General features: G+C 71.7%; 13 protein-coding genes. 9 read left to right on the forward strand and 4 right to left on the reverse strand.

What is annotated here, in order from left to right; genetic code table 11:
• Nucleotides 1–266 precede the first annotated feature (266 nt).
• Nucleotides 267–581, forward strand: a complete 315-nt coding sequence (gene mihF / locus WA675_RS07845) for an integration host factor, actinobacterial type (protein WP_019045768.1) — start codon at nucleotides 267–269, stop codon at nucleotides 579–581.
• A 54-nt stretch (nucleotides 582–635) separates the two neighbouring features.
• On the opposite strand, the gene WA675_RS07850 is transcribed toward mihF, so the two are convergent.
• Nucleotides 636–1,946, reverse strand: a complete 1,311-nt coding sequence (locus WA675_RS07850) for a hypothetical protein (protein WP_336083181.1) — start codon at nucleotides 1,944–1,946, stop codon at nucleotides 636–638.
• A 126-nt stretch (nucleotides 1,947–2,072) separates the two neighbouring features.
• Between WA675_RS07850 and WA675_RS07855 the strand changes: the two genes are divergently transcribed.
• Both WA675_RS07855 and WA675_RS07860 read left to right on the forward strand, forming a co-directional pair.
• A complete protein-coding gene (locus WA675_RS07855) occupies nucleotides 2,073–2,732 on the forward strand; it encodes a TetR/AcrR family transcriptional regulator C-terminal domain-containing protein (RefSeq protein ID WP_336083183.1) in 660 nt (219 codons plus the stop codon).
• A gap of 38 nt (nucleotides 2,733–2,770) precedes the next feature.
• On the forward strand, nucleotides 2,771–3,301 hold the full coding sequence (locus tag WA675_RS07860) for a GNAT family N-acetyltransferase (protein WP_336083185.1): 531 nt from the start codon (nucleotides 2,771–2,773) through the stop codon (nucleotides 3,299–3,301).
• 322 nt (nucleotides 3,302–3,623) lie between these two features.
• Here WA675_RS07860 and WA675_RS07865 read toward each other — a convergent pair whose 3' ends face one another.
• Both WA675_RS07865 and WA675_RS07870 read right to left on the reverse strand, forming a co-directional pair.
• Nucleotides 3,624–5,174 (reverse strand): glycerol-3-phosphate dehydrogenase/oxidase, encoded by a 1,551-nt coding sequence (locus tag WA675_RS07865; RefSeq protein ID WP_336083186.1) that lies wholly within the window; start codon nucleotides 5,172–5,174, stop codon nucleotides 3,624–3,626.
• Nucleotides 5,164–5,784, reverse strand: coding sequence for a TetR/AcrR family transcriptional regulator (locus tag WA675_RS07870; RefSeq protein ID WP_336083188.1), 621 nt, complete (start codon nucleotides 5,782–5,784; stop codon nucleotides 5,164–5,166). Before WA675_RS07870 ends, WA675_RS07865 begins: the two co-directional genes overlap by 11 nt.
• A 195-nt stretch (nucleotides 5,785–5,979) precedes the next feature.
• Between WA675_RS07870 and WA675_RS07875 the strand changes: the two genes are divergently transcribed.
• Both WA675_RS07875 and WA675_RS07880 read left to right on the forward strand, forming a co-directional pair.
• Nucleotides 5,980–7,608: an FAD-binding oxidoreductase gene (locus tag WA675_RS07875; protein WP_336083189.1), complete on the forward strand. Its 1,629-nt coding sequence runs from the start codon at nucleotides 5,980–5,982 to the stop codon at nucleotides 7,606–7,608.
• Complete coding sequence (locus tag WA675_RS07880) at nucleotides 7,605–8,555, forward strand: diacylglycerol kinase family protein (protein ID WP_336083190.1); 951 nt, start codon at nucleotides 7,605–7,607, stop codon at nucleotides 8,553–8,555. Before WA675_RS07875 ends, WA675_RS07880 begins: the two co-directional genes overlap by 4 nt.
• Here WA675_RS07880 and WA675_RS07885 read toward each other — a convergent pair whose 3' ends face one another.
• Complete coding sequence (locus tag WA675_RS07885; protein ID WP_336083192.1) at nucleotides 8,556–9,242, reverse strand: AAA family ATPase; 687 nt, start codon at nucleotides 9,240–9,242, stop codon at nucleotides 8,556–8,558. It lies immediately after the preceding gene.
• 311 nt (nucleotides 9,243–9,553) lie between these two features.
• Between WA675_RS07885 and WA675_RS07890 the strand changes: the two genes are divergently transcribed.
• The 4 genes from WA675_RS07890 (at nucleotide 9,554) to ndk (ending at nucleotide 14,559) form a co-directional block, all read left to right on the forward strand.
• Nucleotides 9,554–12,232, forward strand: a complete 2,679-nt coding sequence (locus WA675_RS07890; protein ID WP_336083194.1) for a valine--tRNA ligase — start codon at nucleotides 9,554–9,556, stop codon at nucleotides 12,230–12,232.
• On the forward strand, nucleotides 12,229–13,692 hold the full coding sequence (gene folC / locus WA675_RS07895) for a bifunctional tetrahydrofolate synthase/dihydrofolate synthase (RefSeq protein ID WP_336083195.1): 1,464 nt from the start codon (nucleotides 12,229–12,231) through the stop codon (nucleotides 13,690–13,692). The genes WA675_RS07890 and folC overlap by 4 nt, the downstream gene beginning before the upstream one ends.
• Nucleotides 13,689–14,081 (forward strand): DUF4233 domain-containing protein, encoded by a 393-nt coding sequence (locus tag WA675_RS07900; RefSeq protein WP_336083197.1) that lies wholly within the window; start codon nucleotides 13,689–13,691, stop codon nucleotides 14,079–14,081. The genes folC and WA675_RS07900 overlap by 4 nt, the downstream gene beginning before the upstream one ends.
• Nucleotides 14,082–14,142: 61 nt before the next feature.
• Nucleotides 14,143–14,559, forward strand: coding sequence for a nucleoside-diphosphate kinase (ndk, locus tag WA675_RS07905; RefSeq protein ID WP_336083199.1), 417 nt, complete (start codon nucleotides 14,143–14,145; stop codon nucleotides 14,557–14,559).
• Nucleotides 14,560–14,927 lie beyond the last annotated feature (368 nt).

The raw sequence follows: 14,927 nt of genomic DNA on the forward strand, positions 1-14,927 counted from the left end.
GCGTCGTTGATCCTCCTGGTTCGCCGTTGAACCTTGATCCCGTGAAGTGCTTCTGCTGGTGTGTCGTCCCAGGTGGGCGAGGTGTTACGCCGGTCACTTTTCGTCCGTTTGGTCCGTCTTGCAGGGCGTTCACCCATTACGACGGGCCGACCGCGCAAAACTCATCGGCGTATCCTCGCGGTGTGTCGGACTGGTGCTGCCGATCTCGTGCTGTTTACTCGGTCCGTCAATCAGATGTTCGAGTGACGAGTGGAAGCGGAGGAGACATGGCACTGCCTACGATGACCGCCGAACAGCGCACCGAGGCGTTGGCCAAAGCGGCTGCCGTGCGCAAGGCGCGCTCGGAACTGATCGGCAAGGTGAAGGAGGGCAAGGTCACCGTCGCCGATCTGCTCAAGAAAGCCGACAGCGACGACCTGGTCAAGAAGACCAAGGTCGCTGCCGTGATCAAGGCGCTGCCGGGTGTCGGCCCGGTGAAGGCGGCCAAGCTGATGGACCAGGCCGAGATTCCCGAGGATCGCCGCATCGGCGGCCTCGGTGCGCGGCAGCGCGCGGCGCTGCTCGACGCGCTCGAGGCCTGAGCCCGGCGTGCTCCGGCGCCCGTGGACTTCCACGGGCGTCGGGACGGTCACTGCTCAGACACAGTAGGTCAGCAGGAAATCATTGATGCGCAGGCGCCAGCCCGGCTGCAGCTCGATCGGGAGGGTGCCCACCCGGGACCATCGTTCGCTGTCGGGGGCGGCGAAGAAGGTGCCCGAGGTCGCGGGGGCTTCGCGGACGAACACCTTGCCACGGTCGGGGGCGACGAAGGCATGGACCCGCGAGACGAGCCGGTCGCGCTCGATCAGGATCGGGGTCGCGGCGGCGGTCCGCACCGAATCGTCACCCGAGGGATTGCGGCCCAGGACGTAGGGCCGATCCAGGGGATAACTCAGGCCGTCCTCGGTGACCAGCGCGCCGCGCGGGCTGGTCGTCTTGCTCAACGCCACCGGTTCGGCCGTGTGCAGGGCCTGGGACCAGGCCAGCGGTGCCGCGATCGCCGGGGTATTGCGCTGGCCGGTGCTCACCGTGACACCCTCGTCGGCACCGGGCCGCGCGTTCACCGTCGCGCTGTCGGGGCTGCCCGCCTCGGCGCGGCCCGGCGGCGCAGGGAAACCCGAGGTCGCGGGCAGCGAGTCGGCGGTGGTGGAGCCCCCGATCTGGGACTCGCCGGTGGTGGGTCTGCCGCCCGGGATGGGCTGGGATTCGCCGGGTGGTCTGCCGTCGGGGGCTCGCTGAGATTCTGCGGTGGTGGGTCTGCTGCCGGGGGCGGGCTGGGATTCGCCGGTGGCCTGCCGGTTCCCGTGCCCGCGGGGCGCTTCGCCGGTCGACGGCCGGGCGGCTGGGCGCAGGGCCTGGAAGCCGGTGGCCTCGGTCGGCGCGGGTTCGTCGATGGCGTCGACCCGGCGCGGGGCGGGATTGCGTTTGCGGCCGAGGGTGAGCACGAAGCCGTTGCCGTTGACGATGCCCGCGCGCAGGTCCGTGCGCGGATTGGCGCTGGTGGGGTCGGCCATCTCGGCGCCGATGGCTATGCGGCGCACGGGTTCGCGGATGATCTCGTCGACCCAGGTGAAGGCGCGGTCACCGGCCAGGCGCCGGTTGCCCTCGGCGCCGGAGATCTCCGCGATCACCGCGCCGCGCAACAGGATCAGGGTGCCGTCGCCGGTGGGGGCGAGCACGCCGAACGGTGGTGGCGCCGAGGCCCCGCCGAAGACCACCCCGGCCAGTCGCTGGGCCAGAGCGGCACCGGGCGCCGAGGCGGTGGTGCTGTGGGCGACGGTCTCGACCGCGCCGAGCAGACGATCGGTGGACGGGGTCTCCCCGGCCAGATAGAGGACGACATCCCCGAAACGGGCGACGATCCCGGTCCCCGGCACGATGGCCACGGTGGACGAATGCGCATGCATCAACGCCTCCTTGTCGGACTGGCTCCAGTAAGCATAGGTGGATCGACCGGCCCGCGCGGCGGGGTGAACGATCCGCGAACGTCGTTCGTGTCAAACGGCGTTCGGTCGCGTCGTATGATCGGCCGCATGAATGCCGCACCCGTCAGTCGCCGGGCTCGTCCGGCGAAAGCACCGCTGAGCCGCGAGGTCGTGATCGAGGCCGGATTGCGCATCCTCGACACCGCTGGTCTGGCGGCGCTCACCATGCGCCGCGTCGCCCAGGAACTCGATACCGGCGCCGCGTCGCTCTACGTCTACGTCGCCAATCGCGACGATCTGATGACCGGCATGCTCGACCAGGTGCTGTCCACCGTGCCCGTGCCCACCGAGGGGGACTGGCGCGAACGGCTCACCACCCTGGTCGAGGCCACCATCGAGGCGCTCGGCAGGCACGAGGGGCTGGCCCTGGTCGCCTTCGGGCGTGTGCCCACCACCGGGAACGCTCTCGGTGTGATCGAGCAGATGCTGGCCCTGCTGCGCGAAGGCGGACTCGACCCGGCGACCGCGGCCTGGGCGGTTGACCTGATCCACCTGCACATCACCGCCGAGGCGGTCGATCAGGCGGAGGACGACGGGGCCGCGGCCGGTGAGATCACCCGGCGCCTGGCCGAGCTACCCGCCGACCGGTTCCCGACCATCGTCGCGCTGCGCGAACACCTGCTCGACGACGACGCCGGAACCCGCGCCCGCTGGGCCCTGCGCGCCCTGCTCAACGGCGTGCTCGCGACCCCGGTGCCCGCGCGATGACCGGCCCCGCCGCGCAGACGGCCGCACGCCGTGAGCCCGTGGGCGGTCCCCTCCGCCCGGCCACCCTCGCCGAGATCGCCGACCTGCAGGAGATCGAGCGGCGGGCGGGCGCGCCCTTCGCCGAGATCGGCATGACCGCCGTCGCCGAGGACGAGCCGCCCGCCGCCGAGACGCTGGCCGAGTTCGTCACCGCCGAACGGGCCTGGGTCTGGCCCGACGCCGCCGACCGCCCGATCGGCTACCTGGTCCTGAGCCTGGTCGACGGCCAACCGCACATCGACCAGGTCTCCGTCGACCCGGCCCACGCGGGCCTGCGCATCGGCAAACGCCTGATCGACCACGCGGTGCGCTGGGCGAGGTCTCGCGGCCTGCGCGAACTCACCCTGACCACCTTCACCCAGGTCCCGTGGAACGGCCCGTATTACGAGCGCCTCGGCTTCCGCTACATCCCGGCCGCCGAGGAGACCCCGGAACTGCGCGCCATCCGCGCCGCCGAAACCGCGCACGGTCTGGACGAATGGCCCCGTGCGTCGATGCGCGCGGATCTGCGCACCTGGTCGCCAGGCTGACCGGATCTCTGGCGGCGTCTGCCCGTGCGGATCGGCGCACCTCGTCAAGGGTCGACTCGAGCCCGTCGATCCCGATGCCCGGACGGGCTGCCCGCCATTGACCGACCGCGCCGAGGTGGGGCGGTGGACGCCTGCCACGTGGGAGGCGGACGCGCCTCGGTGCACAGCCGCCGGTCGCGGGCTTCGGTGTGCCGAAGGCTGGGTTCGACGGTGGGAAGTCCGCGACGGGGCGGACCGGACGGACCGCTGGGTGCGCGGCATCCTGATGGTCGGCCGTGTGGTGTCGGCCGTCGGATTCGGTTCGATAGCCGACGACGACGGCTCAGTCGCGGGCTTCGGCGTGCCGGGCCAGCGCCGCCTCGGCGGCGGGGAGGGCGGCGGCGTGGTCGGTGGGGACCAGGCCGATCCGGGTGCGGCGGTCGAGGAGGTCGTCGACCGTGAGGGCGGCCTCGTGGGTGACGGCGAAGTCGAATTCGGCGGCGGTGACGTCCAGGCCGGGGGCGACCGGTTCGCGCAGGGCGGGGTCGGCGAGCCAGGCCGAGACGATCAGGCTCGCTTCGCTGCCGTAGCGCTCGATCAGCACCGGGGGCGCGTCGATGCGGTCGCGGGCCGCGCCGCTGACCGCGCCGACCAGGGGCAGCCGGGTGGTGCGGCACTGCGCGGCGGGTAGGCGCGCGGCGGACACCGCCGCGTCGACGGCATCCTCGGCCATCTGCCGGTAGGTGGTGAGCTTGCCGCCGACCACGGTGATCAGGCCGTCGGGGGAGGTCAGGACCGCGTGCTCGCGGGAGATGTCGGCGGTGCTGTCCTCGGCGGTTTTCAGCAGCGGGCGCAGTCCGGCGAAACGGCCGCGGATGTCGGCGCGGGTGAGTGGTTCGCGCAGGGCGGTGTTGATGGTGTCGAGCAGGAAGTCGATCTCGGCCTCGGTGGGCTGGGGCTCGTCGGGGATCGGGCCGGGGGCGTCCTCGTCGGTCAGGCCCAGGTAGACGCGGCCGTGCGCGGCGGGCAGCGCGAAGACGAAACGGCTGATGCTGCCCGGCACCGGCACGGTCAGGGCCGCGCTCAGCCCGCCGAAGGCGGCGGCGTCGAACACCAGGTGGGTACCGCGGCTGGGTCGCAGCTCGATGCTGTGGTCGACCTCGCCCGCCCACACACCGGTCGCGTTGATCACCGCCCGCGCGCGCACCGACAGCGTCTCGCCGCCGATCGTGTCGCGCAGCTCGACGGTGTCGCCGGTCGCGCGCACCGCTTCGACCCTGGTCAGCACGGTCGCGCCCTGGGCGGCGGCGGTGCGGGCCAGCGCGACGACCAGTCGCGCGTCGTCGACGAGCTGCCCGTCCCAGGCCTGCAACCCACCGCGCAGACCCTCGCGCCGCACGGTCGGGGCCAGCCGCAGCGCCTCGGCGGCGGCGACCCGGCGCGAGCGGGGCAGGGTAGCGGCGGAGGTGCGCGCGGCGATCCGCAGCGCGTCACCGGCGGCGAAACCGGCCCGGATCAGCGAACTCCGCGCCGCCTTGATGCCCGGCAGCAGGGGCACGAGCTGGGGGAGCGGCCGCACCAGATGCGGGGCCGTCGTGCGCAACAGGATGCCGCGCTCGACCGCGCTCTCGTGCGCGATGCCCACCCGCCCGCTCGCCAGATAGCGCAGGCCACCGTGCACCAGCTTCGAACTCCAGCGGCTGGTGCCGAAGGCGAAATCGTGGCGCTCGACCAGCAGGGTGCGCAGGCCGCGCGCGGCGGCGTCGAGGGCGACACCGGCCCCGGTGACACCGGCGCCGATCACCACCACGTCCACCTCGGGGTGATCGCCGAGGGCGCTCAGTTCGGTGCTGCGGCGGGTGGCGTCGAGGGCGGGGTGGGCATCAGGAGTCATCACAGTCCTTGTCGCGTGGCGGGATCAGGTAACCCTCGATCGCCCTCGACAGCTCGGCGTCGAACTCCGCACCGGCCAGCAGCGGCGACACCGTGCCCGCCGACTGCACCGCCGACTGGGCCATGAGCAGCAGCATGGCCGCCATCTGCTCGGGATCGCCCGCGCGGATCGACCCGTCGTCGTGACCCAGCCGGATCGCGGTCGCGAACAGCTCGATCAGCGTGCGCTGATTGCGGCCCAGCCTGCCGAACACGTAGGTCAGCATGAGGTCGGTGTCGGTGCGGAAGATCTTGGCGAACACCGCGTTCGCCCGGATCGCGCCCGCCCCGTCGACGATGCCGCGCACCAGCCGGTCCCGGCCGAGGCCGGTCGCGGGCATGGTCTCGGCCACGATCGTGCGCAGTTCGCGCACGAGCAGCTCGGCGATCAGCGACCCGGTGTCGGGCCAGCGGCGGTAGACCGTCGGCCTGCTGACCCCGGCCCGGCGCGCCACCTCGGTGAGCGTGGTGCGGCGCACGCCGAAGTCGACGACGCAGGCCCGGGTGGCATCCAGAATCGCCGTGTCGGTGGGCGAGAGCTGCTCGTCAGCGTGGGTCGCGAGGTCGATCATCGTGCTTCACCGCCGGTGGGTTCGCCGGCGCCGGGGTGTGGCGCCGTGGTCGAGCTGGAACGCCCAAGGGTATCGAGCGGACCAGCGGGGTCACCGCCGTGAAACGGCGGCAGTGACATCCGACAGTGTTCGGACGCCGACTCGAGGACATCTCGTTGTGGTTACTGCTTGACATCTTATGTCATTATGTAACGCATGGTCGAGACGTACGAGGAAAAGTCCTCTCCCGCCACCGCGGCACCGAGCATGGTGTGGGATGCCTGGGGTGTCCCCGCAGGACACCAGCCCCTGTCCGAGCAGATTCGCGGGTTGCTCGCGCAGGTGTTCGGGATCTCCGGCGATCCGGTCCCGCGTCGCGCCGAGACCGAGGTACCGCTGCGCGCGAGCGCGCTCACCGCGGCCGACCGGGCGGGCCTGAGCGCCCTCGTCGGTGACGAACATCTCACCACCGACGACGTGGTGCGGCTGCGACACGCGGGCGGCAAGAGCACCCCGGATCTGCTGCGCCGCCGCGCATCCGGACCGCAGGACGCCCCCGACGCCGTGCTCTACCCGGCCGACCACGCCGAGGTGCTCGCGCTGCTGCGCTATTGCGCCGAACACGCCGTCGCGGTCGTCCCGTTCGGTGGCGGCACCAGCGTCGTCGGCGGGCTCGACCCGGTGCGCGGCCGGTTCGGCGCGGTCGTCGCGCTCGACCTGCGCAGGCTCGACACCCTCACCGAGGTGGACCCCGTCGCCGGGACCGCGACCCTGGGCGCCGGGATCACCGGCCCGCAGGCCGAGGAACTGCTGGCCGGGCACGGCCTCTCGCTCGGCCACTTCCCGCAGAGCTTCGAGTTCGCCAGTATCGGCGGGTTCGCCGCCACCCGGTCCTCCGGGCAGGCCTCGGCGGGCTACGGCCGCTTCGACGACATGGTCCAGCGCCTGGTGGTCGCGACTCCGGAAGGCGGCCTGGACCTGGGCCGCGCCCCGGCCTCGGCCGCCGGGCCCGACCTGCGCGAGCTGTTCGTCGGCTCCGAGGGCACCCTCGGCATCATCACCTCGGTCACCGTTCGGGTGCATCCCGTACCGGCCACCACCGCCTATCAGGCCTGGTCGTTCCCCGATTTCGGGACCGGCGCCGCCGCCCTGCGCGCGGTCGTGCAGGCCGGTGCGGCCCCGACCGTGCTGCGGCTGTCCGACGAGGCCGAGACCGGCCTGAACCTGGCCCGCTCCAGCGATGTCGGCGGCACCCCGGTGGCGGGCTGCCTGGCCATCACCACCTACGAGGGCACCGAGGCCCATGTCGCGGCCCGCTCGCGCGAGGCCACCGAGCTGCTGAGCGCCGCGGGCGGCACCCCGCTCGGCGAGGCGGCGGCCCAGCAGTGGCAGCACGGGCGCTTCGCCGCCCCGTACCTGCGCGACGCCCTGCTCGACCTGGGCGTGCTGTGCGAGACCCTGGAGACCGCGACCACCTGGTCGAACCTGGACAACCTCAAGGCCAAGGTCACCGGCGCGCTCACGGAGGCGCTCGGCGCGCAGGGCACCCCGGCCCTGGTCATGTGCCACATCTCGCACACCTACCCGACCGGCGCCTCGCTGTACTTCACCGTCGTGGCCAAGCAGCTCGACGACCCGCTGGCACAGTGGGCCCAGGCCAAGCGCGCCGCGGGCGACGCCATCGTCGCCGCGGGCGGCACCATCACCCACCACCACGCCGTCGGCGCCGATCACCGGCCGTGGATGCGTGCCGAGGTCGGTGAGCTGGGCGTGCGCGTGCTGCGTGCGGTGAAACGCGAACTCGACCCCGCCGGAGTGCTCAATCCTGGAAAGCTGGTGCCGTGAACGAACATTCGGTACGGCGCGTCCTGGTCGTCACCAACCCGCACTCCGGCGTCGGCCGGGGCGAGGGCGTCGCCGGTGCGGTGCTCGACGTGCTACTCGGTGACGGTGTGGCGGTGACCGAGGTCCGCGAGGACAGCGCCGCGGAATCGGTCGAACGGGTCCGCGCGGCCGTCGGCTCGGTCGGCGAGCGCCCCGACGCCGTGCTGTGCGTCGGCGGCGACGGCCTGATGAACGCGTTGCTGCCCGCGCTCGCGCACAGCACTGTGCCGCTGGCGCTGGTGCCCGCGGGCACCGGCAACGACCTGGCCAGGGAACTCGGCATCCCCGTCGACGACCCGCGCGCGGCCACCGAGATCGTGCTGCGCGGTCGCTCGCGCACCATCGACCTCGGCCGCATCGAATCCCTGCACGAGACGCCCACCTGGTTCGCCACGGTCGTCGGCACCGGCTTCGACGCGCGGGTCACCCTGCGGGCCAACGAGATGCGCTATCCGCGCGGGCGGCTGCGCTACACCTTCGCCGCGGCCGCCGAGCTGCTGCGCGGCTACACCCTGCCGTTCCGGATCGAGCTGTCCGGCCTGGCGCCGGACGCGCTGGACAATCCGCCGGGCACGCACACCGTGGTGGAGCTGGCCGCGGTGATGGCCCCGATCGGCAACACCCGCACCTACGGCGGCGGCATGCTGGTGTGCCCGGAGGCCCGCGACGACGACGGGTATCTCGACGTCACCGTGGTCGGCGCCGTCTCCCGGCTGGAGATGGCCCGGCTGCTGCCCGCGCTGTCGGCGGGCAAGCGGATCGACCATCCCTCGACCAAGCGCTACCGGGCGCGCCGGATCACCGTCACCGCGCCCGACGGCTACGCCACCGCCGACGGCGAGCCCGCCGGGATGCTGCCGGTGACCGTGCAGGCGATGCCGGGCGCGCTCACCGTGATGGTGCCCTGATCAGGCGGCGTCGAAGACGATCCGTGACACCGCGCTGAGCGTCGGGCGGTCGATGATCACCACCGAGCCCGAGGCCAGCGGCGCGCCGGTGGGTGCCGGGGTGCCGGGCCGGGCGCCCAGCTCGCGCATCATCCGTTCCCAGCGGCGGCAGTGCGCGGTGAAGGCCAGCCCGTTCACCCGGCGGCCCCGGGTGACCTGACCGTGCCTGGCCTGCGGCGCGGGCACATCGATGAGCACCAGGTGCAGCTCGCGCCGCCCGGCCGCGGCCCAGCGGGTGATGAGCCTGCGGCTCCAGCCGAAGGTGGCGCAGTCGTGCACGGCGACCGGGCCCTCGGTGCCGCGCAGCGCGTCACGGATCGCGCGGTAGTGCGCCAGATGCACCAGCGGGCGCCACAGCGCGTACGGCACCGCGCCCAGCCGGTGCCGGAGCCGGTTGCGGGTGTGGTGCGAGTCGAGCACCAGCGCGCCCGAGGCCGAGCGCACCGGCTGTTCTGCTTCGGGGCCCGCGGCGAAGAAGCGGTGCAGGGCGGTGGATTTGCCCGCGCCGGGCACACCGGCGAAGACCAGCACGCTGGCGGCGGGGTAGTGGAGCTCCGCGACCTCGCTCGCGCGCAGGTCGACCAGGTCGACCGGGGCGACGGTGCGCGGGGGAGCGGGGGAGGCGGCGGAATCGAGCGGCGGCGTCACCCTCTCCAATCTCCGTGAAAACGGACAATTCGGCAATCCGGGATCACCCCCAATTTTCCCCGGGAGGGTTGTCCGACAACACTTTCCGCGTGTCGCGCGGTGCGTCGGTGTGCGGAATCCCAAGGCCACCGGGCGAAACTGAGAATTACATATGGATTCTGCGTACGGCGTCGAAACGTCGGTAGGGTCGACAGCAGTAGACGGAATCTTCGGTGTCCCTCATCCATCGAAGGTTCCGTCTCTGTTTTCCGGGCATCGACGCGAACGTCCCCCGAGACGGGGCGGGTTGGCGGGGCCCTTAGGATTGGTGAGTGACCAGCGCAGCCCCAGACAACTCGCGTAATCGTGCCGATGCCCTGCCCAAGAGCTGGAACCCCGGCGAGGTAGAGGCCGACCTGTACGAGGGCTGGGTAGCGGCCGGATACTTCGGCGCGGACGCGAGCAGCGGCAAGCCCGCGTACTCGATCGTGCTGCCGCCGCCGAATGTCACCGGCACCCTGCACATGGGCCACGCCCTCGACCACACGCTCATGGACACCCTCACCCGCCGCAAGCGGATGCAGGGCTACGAGGTGCTGTGGCTGCCGGGCATGGACCACGCGGGCATCGCCACCCAGAGTGTGGTGGAGAAGCAGCTCGCCGCCGACGGCAAGACCAAAGAGGAATTCGGCCGCGAGCTGTTCATCGACAAGGTCTGGGACTGGAAGCGCGAGTCCGGCGGTGCCATCCAGTGGCAGATGCGCGCGCTCGGTGACGGCGTGGACTGGAGCCGCGACCGCTTCACCATGGACGACACGCTGTCCCGCGCGGTCCGCACCATCTTCAAGCGCATGTTCGACGCGGGCCTGATCTACCGGGCCGAGCGCCTGGTGAACTGGTCGCCGGTGCTGAAGACCGGTATCTCCGACCTCGAGGTGGACTACAAGGACGTCGAGGGCGAGCTCGTCTCGCTGCGCTACGGCTCGCTCGACGACAACGAACCGCACGTCGTGGTGGCGACCACCCGCGTGGAGACGATGCTCGGCGACACCGCCGTGGCCGTGCACCCGGATGACCCGCGCTACGCGGCGATGATCGGCACCACCGTCTACCACCCGATCACCGGCAGCCAGATCCCGATCATCGCCGACGACTACGTCGACCCGGAGTTCGGCACCGGCGCGGTGAAGATCACCCCCGCGCACGACCCCAACGACTTCGAGATGGGTCTGCGGCACAACCTGCCGATGCCCACGATCATGGACGAGGGCGGCCGGATCACCGGCACCGGAACCGAATTCGACGGCATGGACCGCTTCGAGGCCCGGGTGAAGGTGCGCGAGCGCCTGGCCGCCGAGGGCCGCGTGGTCGCCGAGAAGCGGCCCTACGCGCACAGCGTCGGCCACTCCGAGCGCTCCGGCGAGCCGATCGAGCCGCGCCTGTCCATGCAGTGGTGGGTCAAGGTCGAGTCGCTGGCCAAGGCCGCCGGTGACGCGGTGCGCGACGGCGACGTGAAGATCCACCCGGCCAGCCAGGAACCGCGCTGGTTCGACTGGGTCGACAACATGCACGACTGGTGCATCTCGCGGCAGCTGTGGTGGGGCCACCGCATCCCGATCTGGTACGGCCCCGAGGGCGAGATCGTCTGCCTCGGCCCGGACGAGGAAGCCCCCGAGGGCTGGGTGCAGGACCCGGACGTGCTCGATACCTGGTTCTCCTCGGGCCTGTGGCCGTTCTCCACCATGGGCTGGCCCGAGGCCACCCCGGAGCTGGCGAAGTTCTATCCCACCAGCGTGCTCGTCACCGGTTACGACATCCTGTTCTTCTGGGTGGCCCGGATGATGATGTTCGGCATGTTCGTCAGCGACGACCCTGCGCTCACCGTCGGCAAGGGCGGCCAGAAGCAGGTGCCGTTCGAGGACGTCTTCCTGCACGGCCTCATCCGCGACCAGCACGGCAAGAAGATGTCGAAGTCGCGGGGCAACGGCATCGACCCGCTGGACTGGATCAACTCCTACGGCGCCGACGCGCTGCGCTTCACCCTGGCCCGCGGCGCCCAGCCCGGCGGCGACCTCTCGGTCGGCGAACCGCACGCGCTGGCCTCGCGCAGCTTCGTCACCAAGCTGTTCAACGCCACCAAGTTCGCGCTGATGAACGGCGCGCGCTCGGGCGAGCTGCCCCCGCGCGAGACGCTCACCGACACCGACCGCTGGATCGTCGACCGGCTCGACGAGGTGCGCGCCGAGGTCGACGCGGCCTTCGACGCCTACGAGTTCGGCAAGGCCTGCGAGGCGCTCTACCACTTCGCCTGGGACGAGCTGTGTGACTGGTACCTGGAGCTGTCCAAGGTGCAGTTCGCCGAGTCCGACGCGCGCGCCGAGAGCACCGCGGTGGTGCTGGGCACCGTGCTCGACGCGGTGCTGCGCCTGCTGCACCCGGTGATCCCGTTCGTCACCGAGACCCTGTGGAAGGCGCTGACCGGCGGCGAGTCCGTTGTGGTCGCGCCGTGGCCCGCCGCCAGCGGCGTCGCCACCGATACCGTCGCCGCCCAGCGGGTCGCCGACGCGCAGCGCCTGATCACCGAGATCCGCCGCTTCCGCAGCGACCAGGGCCTGGCCGACAAGCAGAAGGTGAAGGCCACCCTGGTCGGCCTGGACGAGGCGGGCCTGACCGGCTTCGCCGCCCCGGTGGCCAACCTCGCCCGGCTCACCGAACCGGGTGACGACTTCGCCACCACCGCCGAGGTGCAGGTGCGCCTGTCGAACGCCACGGTCACCGTGCAGCTCGACACCTCCGGCGCCATCGACCTCGTCGCCGAGCGCCGCAGGCTGGAGAAGGACCTCGCGGCCGCGCAGAAGGACCTCGATCAGACCACCGCCAAGCTCGGCAACGCGGAGTTCCTGGCCAAGGCGCCCCAGCAGGTGGTCGACAAGATCACCGGCCGCCGTGACGTGGCCGCCGCCGAGGTCGCCCGCATCGGCGCCCGCCTCGCGGAGCTGAGCGCCAAATGAGCGATACCGAGCCGGACCCGCGGTTCGGGGGCGAGGACTACGAGGCGGCCCGGCTCGGTGGCGGTCCCTCCCCGGTCGAGCTGGCCGAGCTGGCCCTGGTCGAGGCCGAGCTGGACAAGCGCTGGCCCGAAACCAAGATCGAGCCCTCGCTCACCCGGATCAGCACCCTGATGGACCTGCTGGGCAACCCGCAGCGCAACTACCCGGCCATCCACATCGCGGGCACCAATGGCAAAACGTCGGTGACCAGGATGATCGACGCGCTGCTCACCGCCCTGCACCGGCGCACCGGCCGGATCACCAGCCCGCACCTGCAGCTGGCGACCGAGCGGATCAGCATCGACAACACCCCGATCAGCCCGGCCCGCTACGTGGAGACCTACCGCGAGTTCGAGCCCTACATCGCGATGATCGACCAGCAGTCCGCCGCGGCGGGCGGCCCGGCGATGAGCAAGTTCGAGGTGCTCACCGGCATGGCCTACGCGGCCTTCGCGGAGGCGCCGGTGGACGTGGCCGTGGTCGAGACCGGCATGGGCGGCACCTGGGACGCCACCAATGTGATCGACGGGCAGGTCGCGGTGATCACCCCGATCGGCCTGGACCACACCGACTACCTCGGCCCCGACCTCGAGTCGATCGCCAAGGAGAAGGCCGGGATCATCAAGCGCGCCCCCGAGCAGCTGATCCCGGTCGACACCGTCGCGGTGATCGCCCAGCAGGAGCCCGAGGTGATGGACGTGCTGTTGCGCCGCGCCGTCGAGGCCGACGCGGCGGTGGCGCGCGAGGGCGCGGAGTTCCGGCCGCTGGAACGCGCCGTCGCCGTCGGCGGGCAGCTGCTGACCCTGCAGGGACTCGGTGGCGTCTACGACGAGATCTTCCTGCCGCTGCACGGCGAGCACCAGGCGCGCAATGCCGCGCTGGCGCTGGCCGCGGTGGAGGCGTTCTTCGGCGCGGGCGCCGAGCGTCAGCTCGACATCGACGCGGTGCGCGCGGGCTTCGCGAGCGTGGCCAGCCCGGGCCGGATGGAGCGCCTGCGCAACGCGCCGACCATCTTCGTCGACGCCGCGCACAACCCGGCAGGCGCGCACGCGCTGGCGAACACCCTGACCACCGAGTTCGACTTCCGCAAGCTGGTCGGCGTGGTCGCGGTGCTGTCCGACAAGGACGCGGCGGGCATCCTCGACGCGCTCGAGCCGGTGTTCGACGAGATCGTCGTCACCAGCAACGGCTCACCGCGGGCGATGGACGTCGACGCCCTGGCCGACCTGGCCGTGCAGCGCTTCGGCGACGAACGGGTGATCACCGCCGACACCCTGCCCGACGCGCTGGAATCGGCGATCGCGCTGGCCGAGCAGGCCGGTGACGACGGCGATGTGATCTCGGGCGCGGGCGTGATTGTCACCGGGTCGGTGGTGACCGCGGGCGCCGCGCGCGCCCTGTTCGGAAAGGCTCCGTCATGAGTGAGGTTCCACCCCCGGCCACCGATCCGTGGAAGGGGCTGCGCGGTGTCATGGCGGGCACCCTGGTCCTCGAGGCCATCGTGGTGCTGCTGGCGCTGCCGGTGGTCGCCGATGTCGGCGGCGGGGTGACCTGGTTCTCCGGCACCTACCTGGTGACGCTGTCGGTGCTGATGATCCTGGGCGCCGGTGTGCAGCGCAAGCCGTGGGCGATCCCGTTCAACCTCGGCCTGCAGGTGCTGTTGCTGCTGGGCACCTTCATCCATCTCTCGATCGGCATCATCGGGCTGGTGTTCGCCGCGGTGTGGGCCTTCATCCTGGTGCTGCGCGCGGATGTTCAGCGCCGGATGGACGCGGGGCTGTTGCCGAGCCAGCGGATGCGCCGGGGCTGATCGCCCGCCCCGGCCCGGGCCCCGATCGGCGCGGGAGCGGGCGCGCCGCTAGGGTTAGCGCGTGACTGAGCAGACGTTGGTACTCATCAAGCCGGACGGTGTCTCCCGTGGACTCGTCGGCGAGGTGCTCGCGCGCATCGAGCGCAAGGGCCTCACCCTGAAGGCCCTGGAGCTGAAGAACGTGTCCGTGGCGCTCGCCGAAGAGCACTACGCCGAGCACGCCGAGCGGCCGTTCTTCGGCTCGCTCATCGAGTTCATCACCTCGGGCCCGGTCGTGGCGGCCGTGTTGGAGGGCCCGCGCGCGATCGCCGCGTTCCGTCAGCTCGCCGGTGGCACCGACCCGGTCGAGAAGGCCACCCCCGGCACCATCCGTGGTGACTTCGGTCTGGAGACCCAGTTCAACCTCGTCCACGGTTCCGACTCGCCCGAGTCCGCCAAGCGCGAGATCGCGCTCTGGTTCCCCGAATTTCCTGCTTGATCTGCTGTCCTCGCTCGTCGCGCCCCTGCTGGGCGCGGCGAGCTCGAGTGAGGCGAGTTCGCGCGAGTTGCGCCGATGGCGATCCCCGCGCGAACCATATGGGATACTGACTACGGACGTGTTCGATGCCGAACCCTGTCGCGCAGGTACGTGACAGCGGCGCCGGACATGACCGGATGACACCGCGGTTGGATGCCGATCATCGCTGCCACGGACGACCCTGTTGCTGGGGACGCCCGCACCGGCACGCTGGATGAGCGCTCGAAACGCGGCGTCGCCGTACAGCCAGGCGCCGTGTGACCGGTTGGCCCGCCAGATGATCGATTTCCAGGCGCGACCGGGGACACGGGGCGAGACCAGATGACCCT

Source organism: Nocardia sp. SSK8, from assembly GCF_037034205.1.
In the GTDB taxonomy this organism is placed as follows: domain Bacteria; phylum Actinomycetota; class Actinomycetes; order Mycobacteriales; family Mycobacteriaceae; genus Nocardia.

Excerpts from the sequence above, each read along its gene's own strand:
- mihF (WP_019045768.1), top strand. The coding sequence starts at position 267 with ATGGCACTGCCTACGATGACCGCCGAACAGCGCACCGAGGCGTTGGCC.
- WA675_RS07850 (WP_336083181.1), bottom strand. The coding sequence starts at position 1,946 with ATGCATGCGCATTCGTCCACCGTGGCCATCGTGCCGGGGACCGGGATC.
- WA675_RS07855 (WP_336083183.1), top strand. The coding sequence starts at position 2,073 with ATGAATGCCGCACCCGTCAGTCGCCGGGCTCGTCCGGCGAAAGCACCG.
- WA675_RS07865 (WP_336083186.1), bottom strand. The coding sequence starts at position 5,174 with ATGACTCCTGATGCCCACCCCGCCCTCGACGCCACCCGCCGCAGCACC.
- WA675_RS07870 (WP_336083188.1), bottom strand. The coding sequence starts at position 5,784 with ATGATCGACCTCGCGACCCACGCTGACGAGCAGCTCTCGCCCACCGAC.
- WA675_RS07875 (WP_336083189.1), top strand. The coding sequence starts at position 5,980 with ATGGTCGAGACGTACGAGGAAAAGTCCTCTCCCGCCACCGCGGCACCG.
- folC (WP_336083195.1), top strand. The coding sequence starts at position 12,229 with ATGAGCGATACCGAGCCGGACCCGCGGTTCGGGGGCGAGGACTACGAG.
- WA675_RS07900 (WP_336083197.1), top strand. The coding sequence starts at position 13,689 with ATGAGTGAGGTTCCACCCCCGGCCACCGATCCGTGGAAGGGGCTGCGC.